Origin of the sequence: Delftia sp. WSY_22 (assembly GCF_043104185.1) — a bacterium.
Taxonomy (GTDB): domain Bacteria; phylum Pseudomonadota; class Gammaproteobacteria; order Burkholderiales; family Burkholderiaceae_C; genus Comamonas; species Comamonas tsuruhatensis.
The window spans coordinates 121951-137685 of record NZ_JBICKN010000027.1 but is presented as its reverse complement, the minus strand read 5'-3'; the positions used below and the strand labels follow the sequence as shown (position 1 = coordinate 137685).

General features: G+C 69.1%; 13 protein-coding genes. 3 read left to right on the top strand and 10 right to left on the bottom strand.

Going from position 1 to position 15735, the window contains the following annotated elements:
- Positions 1–10 precede the first annotated feature (10 nt).
- The 9 genes from hutI to ACF8NF_RS14790 all read right to left on the bottom strand — a co-directional run bounded on the left by hutI (position 11) and on the right by ACF8NF_RS14790 (position 10156).
- On the bottom strand, positions 11–1318 hold the full coding sequence (gene hutI, locus ACF8NF_RS14830) for an imidazolonepropionase (protein WP_126311577.1): 1308 nt from the start codon (positions 1316–1318) through the stop codon (positions 11–13).
- Between the two features lie 28 nt (positions 1319–1346).
- On the bottom strand, positions 1347–1907 hold the full coding sequence (locus ACF8NF_RS14825; protein ID WP_016452222.1) for a HutD family protein: 561 nt from the start codon (positions 1905–1907) through the stop codon (positions 1347–1349).
- Positions 1908–1930: 23 nt separating this feature from the next.
- Positions 1931–3664 (bottom strand): urocanate hydratase, encoded by a 1734-nt coding sequence (gene hutU / locus ACF8NF_RS14820; protein WP_016447381.1) that lies wholly within the window; start codon positions 3662–3664, stop codon positions 1931–1933.
- 39 nt (positions 3665–3703) lie between these two features.
- Positions 3704–5275, bottom strand: coding sequence for a histidine ammonia-lyase (gene hutH / locus ACF8NF_RS14815; RefSeq protein ID WP_392450783.1), 1572 nt, complete (start codon positions 5273–5275; stop codon positions 3704–3706).
- 113 nt (positions 5276–5388) lie between these two features.
- Positions 5389–6159, bottom strand: a complete 771-nt coding sequence (hutC, locus tag ACF8NF_RS14810; RefSeq protein ID WP_026062963.1) for a histidine utilization repressor — start codon at positions 6157–6159, stop codon at positions 5389–5391.
- 27 nt (positions 6160–6186) lie between these two features.
- Positions 6187–6966, bottom strand: a complete 780-nt coding sequence (locus tag ACF8NF_RS14805; RefSeq protein ID WP_012202086.1) for an ABC transporter ATP-binding protein — start codon at positions 6964–6966, stop codon at positions 6187–6189.
- 149 nt (positions 6967–7115) lie between these two features.
- Positions 7116–8000, bottom strand: coding sequence for an ABC transporter permease (locus ACF8NF_RS14800; RefSeq protein ID WP_016447378.1), 885 nt, complete (start codon positions 7998–8000; stop codon positions 7116–7118).
- Between the two features lie 18 nt (positions 8001–8018).
- Positions 8019–8993 carry an ABC transporter substrate-binding protein gene (locus ACF8NF_RS14795; protein WP_013800043.1) on the bottom strand — a complete coding sequence of 325 codons (975 nt, stop codon included), beginning with the start codon at positions 8991–8993 and terminating at the stop codon, positions 8019–8021.
- Between the two features lie 272 nt (positions 8994–9265).
- Positions 9266–10156 carry a LysR substrate-binding domain-containing protein gene (locus ACF8NF_RS14790; protein ID WP_097204749.1) on the bottom strand — a complete coding sequence of 297 codons (891 nt, stop codon included), beginning with the start codon at positions 10154–10156 and terminating at the stop codon, positions 9266–9268.
- 94 nt (positions 10157–10250) lie between these two features.
- On the opposite strand from ACF8NF_RS14790, the gene ACF8NF_RS14785 reads away from it, so the two are divergent.
- The 3 genes from ACF8NF_RS14785 to ACF8NF_RS14775 all read left to right on the top strand — a co-directional run bounded on the left by ACF8NF_RS14785 (position 10251) and on the right by ACF8NF_RS14775 (position 14820).
- Positions 10251–11507, top strand: a complete 1257-nt coding sequence (locus ACF8NF_RS14785) for a CaiB/BaiF CoA transferase family protein (protein WP_392450782.1) — start codon at positions 10251–10253, stop codon at positions 11505–11507.
- Between the two features lie 9 nt (positions 11508–11516).
- Positions 11517–12668 (top strand): acyl-CoA dehydrogenase family protein, encoded by a 1152-nt coding sequence (locus ACF8NF_RS14780; RefSeq protein ID WP_392450781.1) that lies wholly within the window; start codon positions 11517–11519, stop codon positions 12666–12668.
- Positions 12669–12888: 220 nt separating this feature from the next.
- Positions 12889–14820, top strand: a complete 1932-nt coding sequence (locus ACF8NF_RS14775; protein ID WP_017405658.1) for a RecQ family ATP-dependent DNA helicase — start codon at positions 12889–12891, stop codon at positions 14818–14820.
- A 100-nt stretch (positions 14821–14920) separates the two neighbouring features.
- Here the strand turns inward: ACF8NF_RS14775 and ACF8NF_RS14770 are convergent, their stop codons facing one another.
- Positions 14921–15730 (bottom strand): DUF4198 domain-containing protein, encoded by an 810-nt coding sequence (locus ACF8NF_RS14770; RefSeq protein ID WP_392450780.1) that lies wholly within the window; start codon positions 15728–15730, stop codon positions 14921–14923.
- Positions 15731–15735: the final 5 nt, after the last annotated feature.

Below are 15735 nucleotides of genomic sequence, written 5' to 3'. Positions count from 1 at the left end.
GGACAGGCTTTCAGTGGCTCCCCTGCCCGCGGGTCCGCACGATGCGGCCCTGGCGCACGATGGTGCAGTCAGGCTTGCTGCCGAACCAGTAGGCCAGCTCGGCCGCATGGCGCACGGGCCAGAGCACGAAGTGGGCGGGACGGCCGGCCGCGATCAGGCCATGCTCGTCCTGCAGGCCCAGGGCGCGCGCGGCATGGCGGGTGATGCCCGCCAGGGCCTCGGGCACGGTGAGCCGGAACAGGGTGCAGGCCATGTTGGCCATGAGCAAAAGGCTCAGGCAGGGGGAGGTGCCCGGATTGTGATCGGTAGAGACGGCCATGGGAACGCCCGCGGCACGCAGGCCCGCGATGGGCGGCATGTGGGTGTCACGCAGCGTGTAGTAGGCGCCGGGCAGCAGCACGGCCACGGAACCCGCGCCGCGCATGGCGGCGATGCCTGTTTCCGACAGGTGCTCGATGTGGTCGCACGACAGCGCGCCATAGCGGGCCGCGAGGGCCGCCCCCTCCATGTTCGACAGCTGCTCGGCATGCAGCTTGACGGGCAGGCCCAGGCCGCGTGCGGCCTGGAAGACCTGCTCGGTCTCGGCCAGCGAGAAGGCGATGCGCTCGCAGAACACATCGACCGCATCGACCAGGCCCTCGGCCGCCAGCGCGGGCAGCATGGTGCCGGCGACCAGGTCGATGTAGTCCTGGCTGCGCCCTGCGTACTCGGGCGGCAGCGCATGCGCGCCCAGGAAGGTGGTGCGCACGGTCACGCCCAGGGCCTGGCCCAGGCGCCGGGCCACGCGCAGCTGCTTGCGCTCGTGCTCCAGCGCCAGGCCGTAGCCCGACTTGATCTCGATGGCGCAGACGCCCTCGTCCAGCAGCTGCTGCAGGCGCGGCAGGGCCTGGGCGAACAGCTCGTCCTCGCTGGCCTCGCGCGTGGCACGCACGCTGGAGACGATGCCGCCGCCGGCGCGTGCCACTTCCTCGTAGCTGGCGCCGTCCAGGCGCATGGCGAATTCGTTGGCGCGCTCGCCGCCATAGACCAGGTGGGTGTGGCAATCGACCAGGCCCGGCGTGGCCAGCATGCCCTGGCCGTCATGGCGCGGCAGGGACGCATATGCGGGCGGCAGGGCCTGCTGCGGCCCCACCCAGGCCACGCGGCCCTGCTGCACCACGATGCAGGCATCCTCCCCGTCACCCACGGCCTGGCCGGCCTCGAACATGTCAGGCGCCAGGCGCAGGTTCTGCCAGCAGCCGTCGGCCGAGGAGGATGGAGCGAGTGCGGAAGCAGGTGCAGAAGCGGATGCAGAAGCGGGTGCGTGGGGCTCGGTCATGGGGTGAGTCCTTGGATGTCGTGGTTCGTCAGCAGGCTTGCAGCAGCACCTGCACCAGCCGCGCGTCGTCGGTCTGCGGCACCAGCTGCTGCGGGTCGGGCTGCTGCGCGCTCCACCACAGGCCCTGGCCGGGGATGAGCGCAGCGCCATCCGCCTGCCAGTCGCCCTGCAGCACCATGCACAGGCCGGCGTCGGCGCGGCCGGCGTCGGCAGCGCTGTCCAGCACCTGGACCTGCGCCCGCCACCGGCCGCGCCGCGCCATCACGTTGAAGTCGGTGGAAGTGCCGCCCAGCAGCGAGCAGCCCAGCGCCACATCGCCGGAGAAGGCAAACGGCTGCCAGCGCGCGTCCAGCACATGGTCGATGCCTTCGCCGCGCAGGTGCACGCCGTCGCCATCGAGCAGCATGATCTGCCGGTCCACGCCTGCAAAGGCCGAGAACGGGCCGGGCTGGTCAATGGTGGCCACGCTGATGCGCCAGCCGAAAGCCTCCATGCCCGCCCCGGGCGGCCAGCAGGCGATCTCGCGCGTGCTGCCGCCCCCGTTCTTCCAGGGGCTGGCGGCGATCTGGTTCAGGTCGAAACGCTGCATGGCCGTGGTGTCCTGCAAGCGGCTCACTTGACCATGGGCAGGTTCAGCTGATGGCGCTTGGCGGCCGCCACGGCAATGTCGTAGCCCGCATCCGCATGGCGCATCACGCCGGTGGCCGGATCGTTCCAGAGCACGCGGCCCAGGCGGGCGGCGGCCTCGTCCGTGCCGTCGGCCACGATGACCACGCCCGCATGCTGGGAGTAGCCCATGCCCACGCCGCCGCCGTGGTGCAGGCTGACCCAGGTGGCGCCGCCTGCGGTGTTGAGCAGGGCGTTGAGCAGCGGCCAGTCGCTGACGGCGTCCGTGCCGTCCTTCATGGATTCGGTCTCGCGGTTGGGGCTGGCCACCGAGCCGCAGTCCAGGTGGTCGCGGCCGATCACGATGGGGGCCTTGAGTTCGCCGTTCTTCACCATCTCGTTGAAGGCCAGGGCCGCCTTGTGGCGCTCGCCCAGTCCCAGCCAGCAGATGCGCGCGGGCAGGCCCTGGAAGCTGATGCGCTCGCGCGCCATGTCCAGCCAGCGGTGGGTGTGCTTGTTGTCGGGGAACAGTTCCTTGATCTTGGCGTCGGTCTTGTAGATGTCCTCGGGGTCGCCGGACAGGGCCACCCAGCGGAACGGGCCCTTGCCCTCGCAAAACAGCGGCCGGATGTAGGCGGGCACGAAGCCGGGGAAGTCGAAGGCGTTCTTCACGCCCTGGTCCAGGGCCACCTGGCGGATGTTGTTGCCGTAGTCCACCGTGGGAATACCCATGGCCTGGAAGTCCAGCATGGCCTGCACGTGCTGGGCGCAGCCCTGGGCGGCGGCGGCCTTGAGCTGGGCATGGCGCGACGGGTCGGCCGCGGCGGCACGCCACTCGTCCACGGTCCAGCCCACGGGCAGGTAGCCGTTGATCAGGTCATGGGCCGAGGTCTGGTCGGTCACGATGTCGGGGCGGGCGCCGCCGGCCTTTGCGCGGCGCACCAGCTCGGGCAGGATTTCGGCGGCATTGCCCAGCAGGCCGATGGAGATGGCCTCGCCCGCAGCCGTGTGCTGGGCGATGAGCTCCAGCGCGTGGTCGATGTCGCGCGCCTGCTTGTCCAGGTAGCGTGTGCGCAGGCGGAAGTCGATGCTGCTTTGCTGGCATTCGATGGCCAGCACGCAGGCGCCGGCCAGCACGCCGGCCAGCGGCTGGGCACCGCCCATGCCGCCCAGGCCCGCCGTGAGGATCCACTTGCCCGTGAGGTCGTTGTTGTAGTGCTGGCGACCGGCCTCGACGAAGGTCTCGAACGTGCCCTGCACGATGCCCTGGGCACCGATGTAGATCCAGCTGCCGGCCGTCATCTGGCCGTACATGAACAGGCCCTTCTGGTCGAGCTCGTTGAAGTGCTCCCAATTCGCCCACTGGGGAACGAGGTTGGAGTTGGCCAGCAGCACGCGCGGTGCGTTCTCGTGCGTCTTGAACACGCCCACGGGCTTACCCGACTGGATCAGCAGCGACTCGTCGGCCTCCAGCTTTTTCAGCGACTCCAGGATCTGGTCATAGCACTCCCAGTTGCGCGCCGCGCGGCCGATGCCGCCGTAGACCACCAGGGCCTTGGGGTTCTCGGCCACGTCGGGGTCCAGGTTGTTCTGCAGCATGCGGTAGGCGGCCTCGGCCAGCCAGTTCTTGCAGTGCAGTTCGCTGCCGCGCGGGGCGCGGATGACGCGGCTGGCGTCATAGCGGGGATTGGTGGCAGCCGTGGCAGCGTTGGCGTTGAGGATGGCGTCGTTGGCGTTCATGGCGATCTCCTGGGTGCGTAGGGTGAGCGGTTGCGGGGTTCAGGCAGCCTGGTGGCTGGGCAGGTGGCGGGCGATGGCCTGGGGCCAGTCCGTGGCAAGCGCCCACTGGCGCATGGTTTCGATGTCGGGTGCCAGGTAGCGGTCACGGTCCAGGTGCGGAACCTGGCTGCGGATCAGCGCGTACTGCGCCTCGATCAGCTCGGAGCTGTTCAGGCTGCGGTCGAAGTCCATGCCCTGGGCGGCGGCCATGGCCTCCACGCCCACGATGACGGCGGTGTTGCGCGCCATCTCGCCCAGGCGCCGCGCGCCGTAGGTGGCCATGGAGACATGGTCTTCCTGGTTGGCCGAGGTGGGCAGGCTGGTGACGCTGCTGGGGTGGGCCAGGCACTGGTTCTCGGCAGCCAGGGCGGCGGCCGTGACCTGGGCGATCATGAAGCCCGAGTTCACGCCGCTGTCGGCAATCAGGAAGGCCGGCAGGCCCGACAGGCCGGTGTCCAGCAGCAGGGCCATGCGGCGCTCGGAGATGGCGCCGATCTCGGCCAGGGCCAGGGCGATGATGTCGGCCGCGAAGGCCACGGGCTCGGCATGGAAGTTGCCGCCCGAGATCACGTCGCCGTTGTCGAAGACCAGCGGGTTGTCCGAGGCGGCGTTGGCCTCGATCACCAGCACGCGGGCCGCATGGCTGAGGTTGTCCAGGCAGGCGCCCATGACCTGGGGCACGCAGCGGATGGAGTACGGGTCCTGCACGCGGCCGCAGTGGGGGTGGGAGGTGTCGATGGCGCTGCCGTCCAGCAGCTCGCGCACGGCGGCGGCCACGGCGATCTGGCCAAGCTGGCCGCGCGCCTCGTGGATGCGGGCGTCAAACGGCTTGACCGAGCCCTTGATGGCCTCCAGCGTCAGGCAGCCCGCTACCAGGCCGGCCGCGAACACGCTCTCGCCCTGAAACAGGCCCACCAGGGCCAGGGCCGTGGACACCTGGGTGCCGTTGAGCAGGGCCAGCCCTTCCTTGGGGCCGAGCACGAAGGGCTCCAGGCCCACGTGGCGCATGGCCTCGGCGCCGGACACCACCTGTCCGTCGATCTTGGCCTGGCCTTCGCCGATCAGCACGCAGGCCAGGTGCGACAGCGGCGCCAGGTCGCCCGAGGCGCCCACCGAGCCCTTGGCGGGGATCACGGGCAGCACGTCGGCGTTGGCCAGGGCCAGCAGCGCGTCCACCAGCTCGGGGCGCACGCCCGAGTGGCCGCGCGCCAGGCTCACGGCCTTGGTGGCCAGCACCAGGCGCACCACGGCGTCGGGCAGCGGCTCGCCCGTGCCCACGCTGTGCGACAGCACCAGGTTGCGCTGCAGTTCGGCCAGGCGGTCATGGGCGATCTTGGTGGAGGCCAGCTTGCCGAAGCCGGTGTTGATGCCATAGACAACCTGGTCCTCATCCACGATGTGCTGCACATGGGCCTGGGCGGCGCGCATGCGCTCGTAGGCGGGCGCCGCCATGGACAGGCGCACGCCGCCCTGCTGTATGGCCCGCAGCTGGGCCAGGGTGACCTGGCCGGGCTGCAGCGTCAGCGCGGTGCCGGGACGGGAGGTGAGGCCGGGAGTCGTGATGTTGTTCATGGTGATGCCCTGTCGGTGTCTGGAAGGATGTGCCAGGATGGATGTCTATGCCTGTCTATACAATATCAATCGAAGCGGAACAGCGCAAGAGCGGGAACCCCGCCTTTCCGGCCTCAGCCGTCGTGCGATCCGCCGTCGGTGCGAAAGCGGCTGCCCAGCCGGTAGCGCATGCCCGGATGCACGCAGTGCACCCAGGTCACGGGCGTGCCCAGGTACCAGGTGCGGCGCGTCAGCGTCAGGCAGGGCTGGTCGGTCTCCATCTGCAGCCAGCGTGCCTGCTCGGGCGTGGGCAGCATGGCGTCCACCACATGCTCGATCTGGTCGAAGGGCACGTTGCGCACCAGGTACACCGAAGGCTGGATCAGCGAGAAGTCCTGCTCCATGAAGTCCGGCGCCATGCGCGGGTTCACATGGCGGTCTTCCAGCTGCACGGGCACGTCGTTCTCGAAATGCACGCCCTGCAGGTGGAACACCGAGCTGCCGGCGGACAGCTGCAGCGAAGCCGCCGCCTCGGGCGAGGCCGACTCGCGGCGCACGCTGATCAGCTCGAAGCGGTGGTCATGGCCGCGCTGGCGGATTTCCTCGGCGATGTTGGCGATGCGCAGCAGCGTGGACTGCGGCTTTTCCTCGGCCACGAAGGAGCCCACGCCCGCCACCCGCACGATCACGCCCTGCTCGGCCAGCTCGCGCAGCGCGCGGTTGGCCGTCATGCGGGCCACGCCGAACTCCTGCACCAGCTCCTGCTCGGACGGCACGCGCTCGCCGGCCGACAGCGAGCCATCGGCGATCTTGCGCATCACATGGTCCTTGACCTGCTGGTACAGGGCCATGGGCACCTCCGCCGTCGTTGCGGAAAGACGAGAAGCCGTGGAGCGGGAAGACATGGTGTGGGCAGTGGTCATGGAAAAGCGTCAGTGTGCAGCAGCAGCCAGCGACTCTGCGCGAATCTCTTCGGTCAGCCGGGCTTTCAGCTCCATGAACTCGGGCGATGTCTTGACCGTGTAGTGGCGCGGATGCGGCAGGTTCACGGGGATGTCGGCCTTGATGCGGCCCGGGCGCGCGCTGAACACGGCCACGCGGTTGGCCATGAAGATGGCCTCGTCGATGTCGTGGGTGACGAACATCACGGTCTTGCGCTCGGCCTCCCAGATGCCCAGCAGCAGCTCCTGCATGAGCACGCGGGTCTGGTTGTCGAGTGCGCCGAAGGGCTCGTCCATGAGCAGGATCTTGGGATCATTGGCCAGCGCGCGCGCAATGGCCGTGCGCTGCTGCATGCCGCCCGACAGCTGCTTGGGAAAGTGGTTCTCGAAGCCGCGCAGCCCCACCTTGGCGATGAAGTAGTCGCTGCGCTCCTTTTGCAGCGCCTCGCTCACGCCCTTCTCGCGCAGGCCGAAGCGGATGTTCTGGGCCACCGTCAGCCACGGGAACAGCGTGTAGCTCTGGAACACCATGCCGCGGTCGGCGCCCGGCCCGTCCACGGCGCGGCCGTCCAGCAGCACCTGGCCCGTGGTCGGGAAATCCAGCCCCGCCGCAATGCGCAGCATGGTGGACTTGCCGCAGCCCGAAGGGCCGAGGATGGTGACGAAGTCGTTCTCGCGGACCTCGAAATCCACAGGCAGCAAGGCCTGCGTGCTCGTGCCCTTGTGGCTGGTGAAGGTGCGCGAAACACCTTGAATGGACAAAAGATTCATCACGATTCTCCAGGGCGCTTGTCAATATTCACGGCGGCTGCAACCGGCGCGACTCACCTCAGAGACACCGAGGAAGGGCCGCCCCGCACCGAGGGTGTCGTCCCCCTTCAAGGGGGAAGCGGCGCAGCCGCTCAGGGGGTAGATCCTTTTCACAGGGTGCTCCACTCGAACATGCGACGGTTCAGCGATTTGAAGATGAAATCGGACACCAGGCCGATGAGGCCGATCACGATGATGCCGAAGATGATCTGGCCCGTGTTCAGCAGCGCCTGGCTGTCGGTGATCATGTGGCCGATGCCCGAGGACGAGCCGATCAGCTCGGCCACGATCACATAGGTCCAGGCCCAGCCCAGCACCAGGCGCAGCGTCTCGGCAATGCCGGGCGCGGCGCCCGGAATCAGCACGCGGCGCACCACGCCGGTGTTGGAGGCGCCCAGCGTGTAGGCGGCCTCCACCAGGTCCTTGCGCGCGCCGCCCACGGTGACGGCCACCATCAGCGTGATCTGGAACACCGAGCCGATGAAGATGACCAGCAGCTTCTGCGTCTCGCCCACGCCGGCCCACAGGATCAGCAGCGGGATGAAGGCCGAGGCCGGCAGGTAGCGGCAGAACGACACGAAGGGCTCGAAGAAGGCCTCGACCGGCTTCCAGGCGCCCATGGCGATGCCCAGCGGCACGGCCACGACCGAGGCCAGGATGAAGCCGCCCATCACGCGCCAGACCGTCATGCCGATGTCGTGCAGGAAGCCGTACTCGGTGAACAGCAGCACGCCCTCGCGCGCCATGGTCATGGGGCTGGCCAGGAAGGTCGGGGAGACGAAGCCGCCCAGCGTCACAGCCGCCCAGACGAGAAAGAACAGCACGAAGAAGGCCACACCCAGCACCCACTTGGCCGTGGGGCTGACGGGCTCCAGCGGCGCCATGCGGCGGCGGCGGACGGGGGCTGGCGCCGCGGCGGGCGCGGGAGCGTGCGGTGTGGCGTGGGTCATGGGCTTGTTAGCCGGCTGGACTGCGGAAGTGGATGCGGCTTGCATGGTCATCCCCTGGCGGGCTTACTGGATGAAGCTGGCGTCGTACATCACGCCATAGTTCTCGGGGATGGAGCGGATGATGCCGGCCTCCTTGAGGATCACGGCCGATTCCTTCATGAACGGCACCAGCTCGTTGGCGAAGAATTTCTGGTTGGCTTCCTTGTCGGACCACTTGAGGTAGGAGGCCGACTTGCCGAACTGCTCGCCGCTTTGCTTGACGGCCGTGCCCATGATCTCGAAGGACTTGGTCTTGTCGGCCTCGATCATGGCCACCGCATCGAAATACGACTGGGCCAGGGCCTTGGCGGCGGCGGCGTTGGCCTTGAGCCACTTGGGATCGCAGCCCACGGTGTCCATGACCATGGGGTAGTCGATGGTGGTGGCCAGGATCTTGCCCGCCGCCGGGTTGGCGCGGATGGTGGACAGGTAGGGCTCGTAGCTCATGGCCGCATCGTTCTGGCCGGCCACGAAGGCCTGGGCCGCGGGCTGCGGCTCCAGCGAGACGGTCTTCACATCCTTCATGGTCATGCCGTTCTTGTGCAGCATCCAGGCCAGGCCGAAGTACGGCGCCGTGCCCGGCGCGCTCACGGCCACGGTCTTGCCCTTGAGGTCGGCAAAGCCCTTGACGTCATTGCGCACGGCAATGCCGTCGGCACCGTAGGACTTGTCCATCTGGAAGATCTGCACGATGGGCACGCCGTTGGTGTTCCAGGCCACATGCGTCTCGATGGTGGTGGCCGCGCACTGGATGGCGCCAGAGGCCAGGGCCAGGTGGCGGTCCTTCTGCGGAATCATCTTCAGGTCCACCGCCAGGCCGTTCTTCTTGAAGATGCCGGCCTTGTCGGCCAGGGTCAGCGGCGCGAAGCCGGTCCAGCCCGACATGCCCAGGGTGATCTTGGTCTCCTGCGCGGCAGCGGGCTGCAGTGCGGCGGCAAGGCAGAGGGCGGCGGCCAGCGGCCCCAGGGGCAGGCGGCGGAACGTGGGGATCGAACTCATGTGGCACTCCTCGGTCGGGAAAGCAAGTTGGCAATGGCAGTTTCGGGGTCCGCGGGCAGACCGGTGCGGAAGCCCGAAGTGTGTTTTTGCCGACCAAACATGTATATACAGGATTACCCGGCAAACCTGGCAAGGGCGGAAACCTGCATCCATCTGCGGTCAACACAGAGAGCGAGAGCAAGCACCGTGCCAACCCATCTTGTCCATACAAGCTGGGGAAAGTCCCTGGTCGCGATTCACCACCGTGGTGCAGGCCACCGCACGGCGCGCCGCTACGGTGCAATCACAGCCCGCGCCACCTTCAAAAAAGGTGCAATCAGCGGCGAGGCATTGCCCGCCGGCACGGCCAGCACCACGCCCTGGGGGGCCACGCGGCCCCGGATGCGGCGGCAGGCCAGGCGCTGGCCATCGTGGGCACGGTCCACCACCGGCCGCGTGGTCAGCACGCTCAGGCCGTGGCCGTTGGCCACCATGGAGCGCAGCATCTCGATGGAGGCGAACTCATGGGCCACCAGCGGCGTCACGCCGGCCTCGCGGAACAGCGACAGGAAATACTCGCGGCTGTGCGGCAGGTTGATCAGCACCAGCGGGTAGCGGGCCACCTCGGCCAGGCCCACGCTGGTCCTGGCCGCCAGCGCATGGCGCTGCGGCAGCAGCACATAGGGCGGCAGCGCCGCCACGGGCAGCAGCTCCATGCGGGGACGCGCCAGGCCCGTGTCGTACTGCAGGGCCGCATCGAGCTCGCCGCGCTCCACCTGCTGCGTGAGCGAGGCGATATCGCCCTCCACCAGCTCCAGCGCAATGCCGGGGTGCAGGCGCTGCATCTGCGCCAGCAGGGCCGGCACCCAGCGCGCGCCCAGCGTGCTCAGAAAACCCAGGCGCAGCACGCCCGCCATCGCCGCCGTGCGCGGCCCCTGCAGGCTGCGTGCGCCGTCCAGCAGCGCCTGGGCCTCGCGGCTGCGCACCGCGCCGGCCGCCGTGAGATCCAGTCCCCTGGCATGGCGGCGCACGAACAGCGCCTCGCCCCACAGCGCCTCCAGGTCGGCAATCGCCTTGGAGATGGACGGCTGGGACACGCCGATGGCTTCTGCCGCGCGCGCCGCACTGCCATGGCGTGCAGCGGCCACGAAGTACTCAAGCTGCCGGAGGCTGATATGGATCATCTTTTTGAATGCATTGCATCAGGATTGAATATTTTCCATTGATTCAATTGCGGGCCAGCATGCAGCCATCCACCACCTGTCCATGGCTGCATCAATGACCGAATCCGCCTCGCCCCCCGCCCCTGCCAGTACCGCCCGCCCGCTGGACGGCGTGCGCATTCTCGACTTCACGCGCGTGCTGGCCGGGCCGCTGTCCACGGCCCTGCTGGCCGACCTGGGCGCCGAGGTCGTCAAGATCGAGCCGCCGCAGGGCGACGACTACCGCGCCATCGGCCCCATGAACAACGGCGAAAGCGCGCTGTTCACGGTGATGAACCGCAACAAGCAAAGCCTGGTGCTGGACCTCAAGCACCCCGAGGCCGTGGCCCTGGTCCACGAGATGGCGGCCCAGGCCGACGTGGTGGTGGAGAACTTCCGGCCCGGCGTGGCCGAGCGCCTGGGCATCGGCGCAAGCCAGTTGCGGGCGCTCAATCCGCGCCTGGTCTATGTCAGCGTCTCGGGCTTCGGCCAGACCGGGCCGCTGGCCCACCGGCCGGCCTACGACATCATCGTGCAGGCCATGAGCGGCCTCATGGAGGCCACGGGCGAGCCCGATGGCGCGCCCACCGTCGTGGGCGAGGCCGTCAGCGACGTGGTGGCCGGCCTGTTCGCCTCCTGGGCCACGCTGGCCGCGCTGCTGCAGGCCCGCGCCACCGGGCAGGGCCAGCAGGTGGACGTGGCCATGTTCGACACCACGCTGAGCTTTCTGGCCACCTCGGTGGCGCGCTACCTGTTCACGGGCCGGCCCGCGCGCCGCGTGGGCAACCGCCATCCGCTGTCGGCCCCCTTCGGCGTGTACCGCGCAGGCGACGGCCACTTCGCGCTGGCCGTGCTCAACAACAAGCTGTTCGCCGCCGCCCTGCAGGCCATGGAGCTGGGCAGCCTGGCCGGCGACCCGCGCTTTGCCAGCGACGAATCACGCTCGGCCCACGAACCCGCGCTGCGCGAGGCCATCGAGGCCTGGGCCGGCCGCCATGAAGTGGCGCAGGTGGTGGCCGCGCTGGATGCGGCCGGCGTGCCCGCCGCCCCCATCTGGAACATTGCCCAGGCGCTGGAGTCGCCCCAAAGCCAGGCGCGCGGCCTGCTCGGCGCGGTGCACGACGAGCGCCTGCCCGGCCTGCGCCTGCCCACCCAGCCCGTGCATTTCAGCGGCGCCGCACCCAACCGCGCCGAGCGCGCACCGGCCCTGGGCGAGCACACCGAGGCCCTGCTCTCGCAGTGGCTGGGCCGGGGCGCCGAAGCCATTGCCGCGCTGCGCGCATCCGGTGCCCTGGGCACCGCAGGCGCAGCCCCCTCTTCCCCATCACATTGAGCAACCGACATGAACTTCCAACGACTGGGCACCACCGCCGACGACCACGCCATTGCCGATGCCGTGGCCCGCTTTGCCGACGACGTACTCGCCCCGCTGGCGCAGCGCATGGACGAAGAGGCGCTGTCCGCCACCTGCCATGTGCCGGGCCTGTCGGCCCTGGGCGTGATGGGCATGAACCTGCCCGAGGCCCTGGGCGGCCCCGGCGTCACGCCCACGGCCATGCTGCTGTCCCTGGTGGCCATCTCGCGCGCCTGCGCGGCCACCTCGTCCATGATCGGCGCCCACTACCTGGGCACGGACGCCGTGCTCATCGGCGGCGACGACGCCCAGCGCCAGCAGTGGCTGCCGCGCTGCGCCAGCGGCCAATGGCTGGCGGCCTTTGCGCTGACCGAACCGCGCGGCGGCTCGCACCCGGCCGACATGCGCACGCGCGCCGTGCGCGATGGGGACGACTATCTGATCACGGGCGTCAAGCACTTCATCTCCAACGCCGCCGAGGCGCGCTTCATGGTCGTCTTCGCCAAGACCGACATGGAGGCCGGCGCGCGCGGCGTCAGCGCCTTCATCGTGCCGCGTGACCTGCCCGGCATCCAGGTCTCGGCGCCCGAAAAACTCATGGGCATCCGCGGCGGCCATGCCTTCGAGGTATCGCTGGACGGCGTGCGCGTGCCTGCCAGCCACCGGCTGGGCGCCGAGGGCACGGGCTTCAAGACGGCCATGAAGGTGCTGGACAACAGCCGCCTGGACGTGGCGGCCACCGCCCTGGGCGTGGCCGAGGCCGCCCTGGCCGCCGCCGCGCAATGGGCCAATCAGCGCCTGGTCGGCGGCGAGCCACTGGCCACGAAACAGGGCATCCAGTGGAAGCTGGCAGACATGAAGCTGCGGCTGGAGTCCTCATGGGCGCTGACCATGCAGGCCCTGGCCTTGCGCCAGGCAGGCCAGCCCTTCACCCAGCACTCGGCCATGGCCAAGCTGCATGCCTCGGAAATGGTGGGCTTCGTCACCGACGAGGCCCTGCAGATCCACGGCGGCTACGGCTACACGCGCGAAATGCCGCTGGAGCGCCTGGTGCGCGATGCGCGCATCCTGCGCATCTACGAAGGCTCGTCCGAAGTGCAGCGCAGCATCATTGCGCGCGGGGTGCTGGGCGGCAGCTGAATGCAGCAGCGGGTGGCTAGGAGAAATCTGAAAATGGCACCCTCGCGCCCGGAAAAGGCCATTGATGCAGAGCGGCTCAAACCCCAGGTCTTCCCTGGACCTTGCGAGGGGGCGCAAAATGGCGGCTGTTGCGGCCTTCGGGCCGCAGCGCATTTTTTGCGGGAAGCGCCCGCATCCCGCTCCCTCCCGCGCCAGCCGCCTCTGCCGAAAGAAGTCCCCGTTGTCCGCCGCGCATTCCGTCCTGCAAGCCGTGTTCGGCTACGAACAATTCCGCGGTCCGCAGGAAGCCATCGTCTCGCACGTGGTCGCCGGCGGCGATGCGCTGGTACTCATGCCCACGGGCGGCGGCAAGAGCCTGTGCTACCAGGTGCCGGCCATCGTGCGCCAGCAGCAGGGCCACGGCGTGGCGGTGGTGGTGTCGCCGCTGATCGCGCTCATGCACGACCAGGTGGGCGCGCTGCACGAGGCCGGCGTGAGCGCGGCCTACCTGAACTCCACGCTGTCCTATGACGAGACGCAGGAAGTCGAATGGCGCCTGCAAAGCGGCGACATCACCTTGCTGTATGCCGCGCCCGAGCGCCTGAACACGCCGCGCTTCCTGGGCCTGCTCGACGACCTGCATGCCCAGGGCAAGCTGTCGCTGTTCGCCATCGACGAGGCCCACTGCGTGAGCCAGTGGGGCCATGACTTCCGGCCCGAGTACCGCGCGCTGAGCGTGCTGCACGAACGCTATGCGGGCGTGCCGCGCATCGCGCTCACGGCCACGGCCGATGCGCTGACGCGCGCCGACATCGTCGAGCGGCTGCAGCTGGAGAGCGCACGGCATTTCGTCAGCAGCTTCGACCGCCCCAACATCCGCTACCGCATCGCCGAGAAGAAGGACGTCAGCAACCAGCTGCTGCGCTTCATCGAGCGCGAGCACGAGGGCGAGGCCGGCGTGGTCTATTGCCAGTCGCGCAAGCGCGTGGAGGAGCTGGCCCAGACGCTGAGCCAGGCCGGCGTGCCCGCCCTGCCCTACCACGCGGGCCTGCCCTTCGAGACGCGCCAGCTGCACCAGGACCGCTTTCTGCGCGAGGACGGCATCGTCATCGTGGCCACCATCGCCTTCGGCATGGGCATCAACAAGCCCGATGTGCGCTTCGTGGCGCACGTGGACATGCCCAAGAACATCGAGGGCTACTACCAGGAAACCGGCCGCGCAGGCCGCGACGGACTGCCCGCCGACGCCTGGATGGCCTACGGCCTGTCCGACGTGGTCAACCAGCGCCGCATGATCGACGAAAGCCCGGCCGAGGACACCTTCAAGCAGGTCATGCGCGGCAAGCTCGATGCCCTGCTGGGCCTGGCCGAGGCCACGGACTGCCGCCGCGTGCGGCTGCTGGCCTACTTCGGCGAGCAGTACGGCCTGGGCGCACCGGGAGAAGACGCAGAGACGGACATTGAAGGCCGGCCGCTGCAGCGCGTGGCAAAGACCGCCTGCGGCAACTGCGACAACTGCCTGGAGCCCCCGGCCCTGTGGGATGGAACGGACGCCGCGCGCAAGCTGCTGTCCACCATCTACCGCGTGCACGAGGCCAGCCAGCTGACCTTTGGCGCGGGCCACATCATGGACGTGCTGCGCGGCAAGGACACCGAGAAGGTGCGCCAGTACGGGCACGAGAAGATCTCCACCTTCGGCCTGGGCAAGGACTACAGCGAGCCCCAGCTGCGCGGCGTGATGCGCCAGCTGCTGGCCACTGGCGCCCTGGGCCTGCACAAGATCACCAGCGAGAACAGCGGCCACAGCTTCGACACCCTGTGCCTGGCCGAAGGCTCGCGCGAAGTGCTGCGCGGCAATGTCCAGGTACAGCTGCGCGAGGCCGTCGCAGCGCCGCGCACGCGCACCTCCAAGCGCGCCACCCAGCCCAACGCGGCCGCCGCCAGCCTGGGGCCTGATGCCCAGGTGCGCTTCATCAACCTCAAGGCCTGGCGCGCCGAGGTCGCGCGCGAGCACAACCTGCCCGCCTACGTGATCTTCCACGACGCCACGCTGGCCGCCATTGCCGAGCGCAACCCGGCCTCGCTGGACGACCTGCAGGGCATCAGCGGCATGGGCGCCAAGAAGCTGGACGCCTATGGCGCCGAGGTGCTGCGGGTGGTGGCCACGGGTTGAGGCGCATAGCCCTCATGCACATCGCCTGGGGCTGGGCTTCACCATGAGAAAAGGCCTGCACCTCCATGGCGGCAGGCCTTTTTCGTGAAGCCGGAACCCCTTACTGCGCCAGCACCCTGAACGTCAGCGTGTAGTTGTTGCCGTACTGCGGCGCGGCGGCGCCGGCGGGGGCGTCGGCGCGGTAGCGCACCAGGGCCAGGTAGATGCCGGACTTGGGCAGGGCGTAGGAGATGCGGCCCTGGCCATCGGTGGTCAGTGCATCCACGCTGTGCTGGCTGGCCAGGTCCATGGCCGAGCGGAAGATTTCCACCTTCTGCGCGGCCAGCGGCCTGCCGTCGTATTGCACGGTGAAGTCGAACTTCTCGCCCGCGAACAGGTCGGCCGGATGCGTTACGGGCACGATCTCCAGGCCCTTGCCTGAGGGCGCGAGCGCAGCCCGGCTGGGCTTGCCCACCGTGATGTAGGTCTCGGAGACCGACAGCGACTGGTAGTGGCTCAGCAGCCTGGCATCGGCCGGCGTGGGCGTGGCGGGATCACGCGCGGTCTCGACCTTGCCGTTGCGCTCCCACGAACGGAAGACAGCGCCCAGGCGCGGGCCGGTGCTCACGCGGTAGGTGCCTTTCTCGTCGGGCAATTGGTGCTCGGCCACGGTGCGGGTCTTGAACTGGCGCACATCGGCCATGGGCGTGACCGAGCCATCGGGCGCCGTCACGGTGAAGCGCGTTTCGCCAAAAGCCACTTCGGGGATGAAGAACTTGTCGGCAAAGCTGGCGTCCACGCTGATGACGGCCCGGGGCTGGGCCTCGAAGCTGGTGGGCAGCAGGTAGGGCGTGTGGGCCTGGGCGGAGATGCACACGGCCGACAGCAGCGGCAGCCACCAGGCCAATCGCTTGGATAGGGTTCCAGCCATGTCCG

Excerpts from the sequence above, each read along its gene's own strand:
- hutI (WP_126311577.1), bottom strand. The coding sequence starts at position 1,318 with ATGACCGAGCCCCACGCACCCGCTTCTGCATCCGCTTCTGCACCTGCT.
- ACF8NF_RS14825 (WP_016452222.1), bottom strand. The coding sequence starts at position 1,907 with ATGCAGCGTTTCGACCTGAACCAGATCGCCGCCAGCCCCTGGAAGAAC.
- hutU (WP_016447381.1), bottom strand. The coding sequence starts at position 3,664 with ATGAACGCCAACGACGCCATCCTCAACGCCAACGCTGCCACGGCTGCC.
- hutH (WP_392450783.1), bottom strand. The coding sequence starts at position 5,275 with ATGAACAACATCACGACTCCCGGCCTCACCTCCCGTCCCGGCACCGCG.
- hutC (WP_026062963.1), bottom strand. The coding sequence starts at position 6,159 with ATGTCTTCCCGCTCCACGGCTTCTCGTCTTTCCGCAACGACGGCGGAG.
- ACF8NF_RS14805 (WP_012202086.1), bottom strand. The coding sequence starts at position 6,966 with ATGAATCTTTTGTCCATTCAAGGTGTTTCGCGCACCTTCACCAGCCAC.
- ACF8NF_RS14800 (WP_016447378.1), bottom strand. The coding sequence starts at position 8,000 with ATGCAAGCCGCATCCACTTCCGCAGTCCAGCCGGCTAACAAGCCCATG.
- ACF8NF_RS14795 (WP_013800043.1), bottom strand. The coding sequence starts at position 8,993 with ATGAGTTCGATCCCCACGTTCCGCCGCCTGCCCCTGGGGCCGCTGGCC.
- ACF8NF_RS14790 (WP_097204749.1), bottom strand. The coding sequence starts at position 10,156 with ATGATCCATATCAGCCTCCGGCAGCTTGAGTACTTCGTGGCCGCTGCA.
- ACF8NF_RS14785 (WP_392450782.1), top strand. The coding sequence starts at position 10,251 with ATGACCGAATCCGCCTCGCCCCCCGCCCCTGCCAGTACCGCCCGCCCG.
- ACF8NF_RS14780 (WP_392450781.1), top strand. The coding sequence starts at position 11,517 with ATGAACTTCCAACGACTGGGCACCACCGCCGACGACCACGCCATTGCC.
- ACF8NF_RS14770 (WP_392450780.1), bottom strand. The coding sequence starts at position 15,730 with ATGGCTGGAACCCTATCCAAGCGATTGGCCTGGTGGCTGCCGCTGCTG.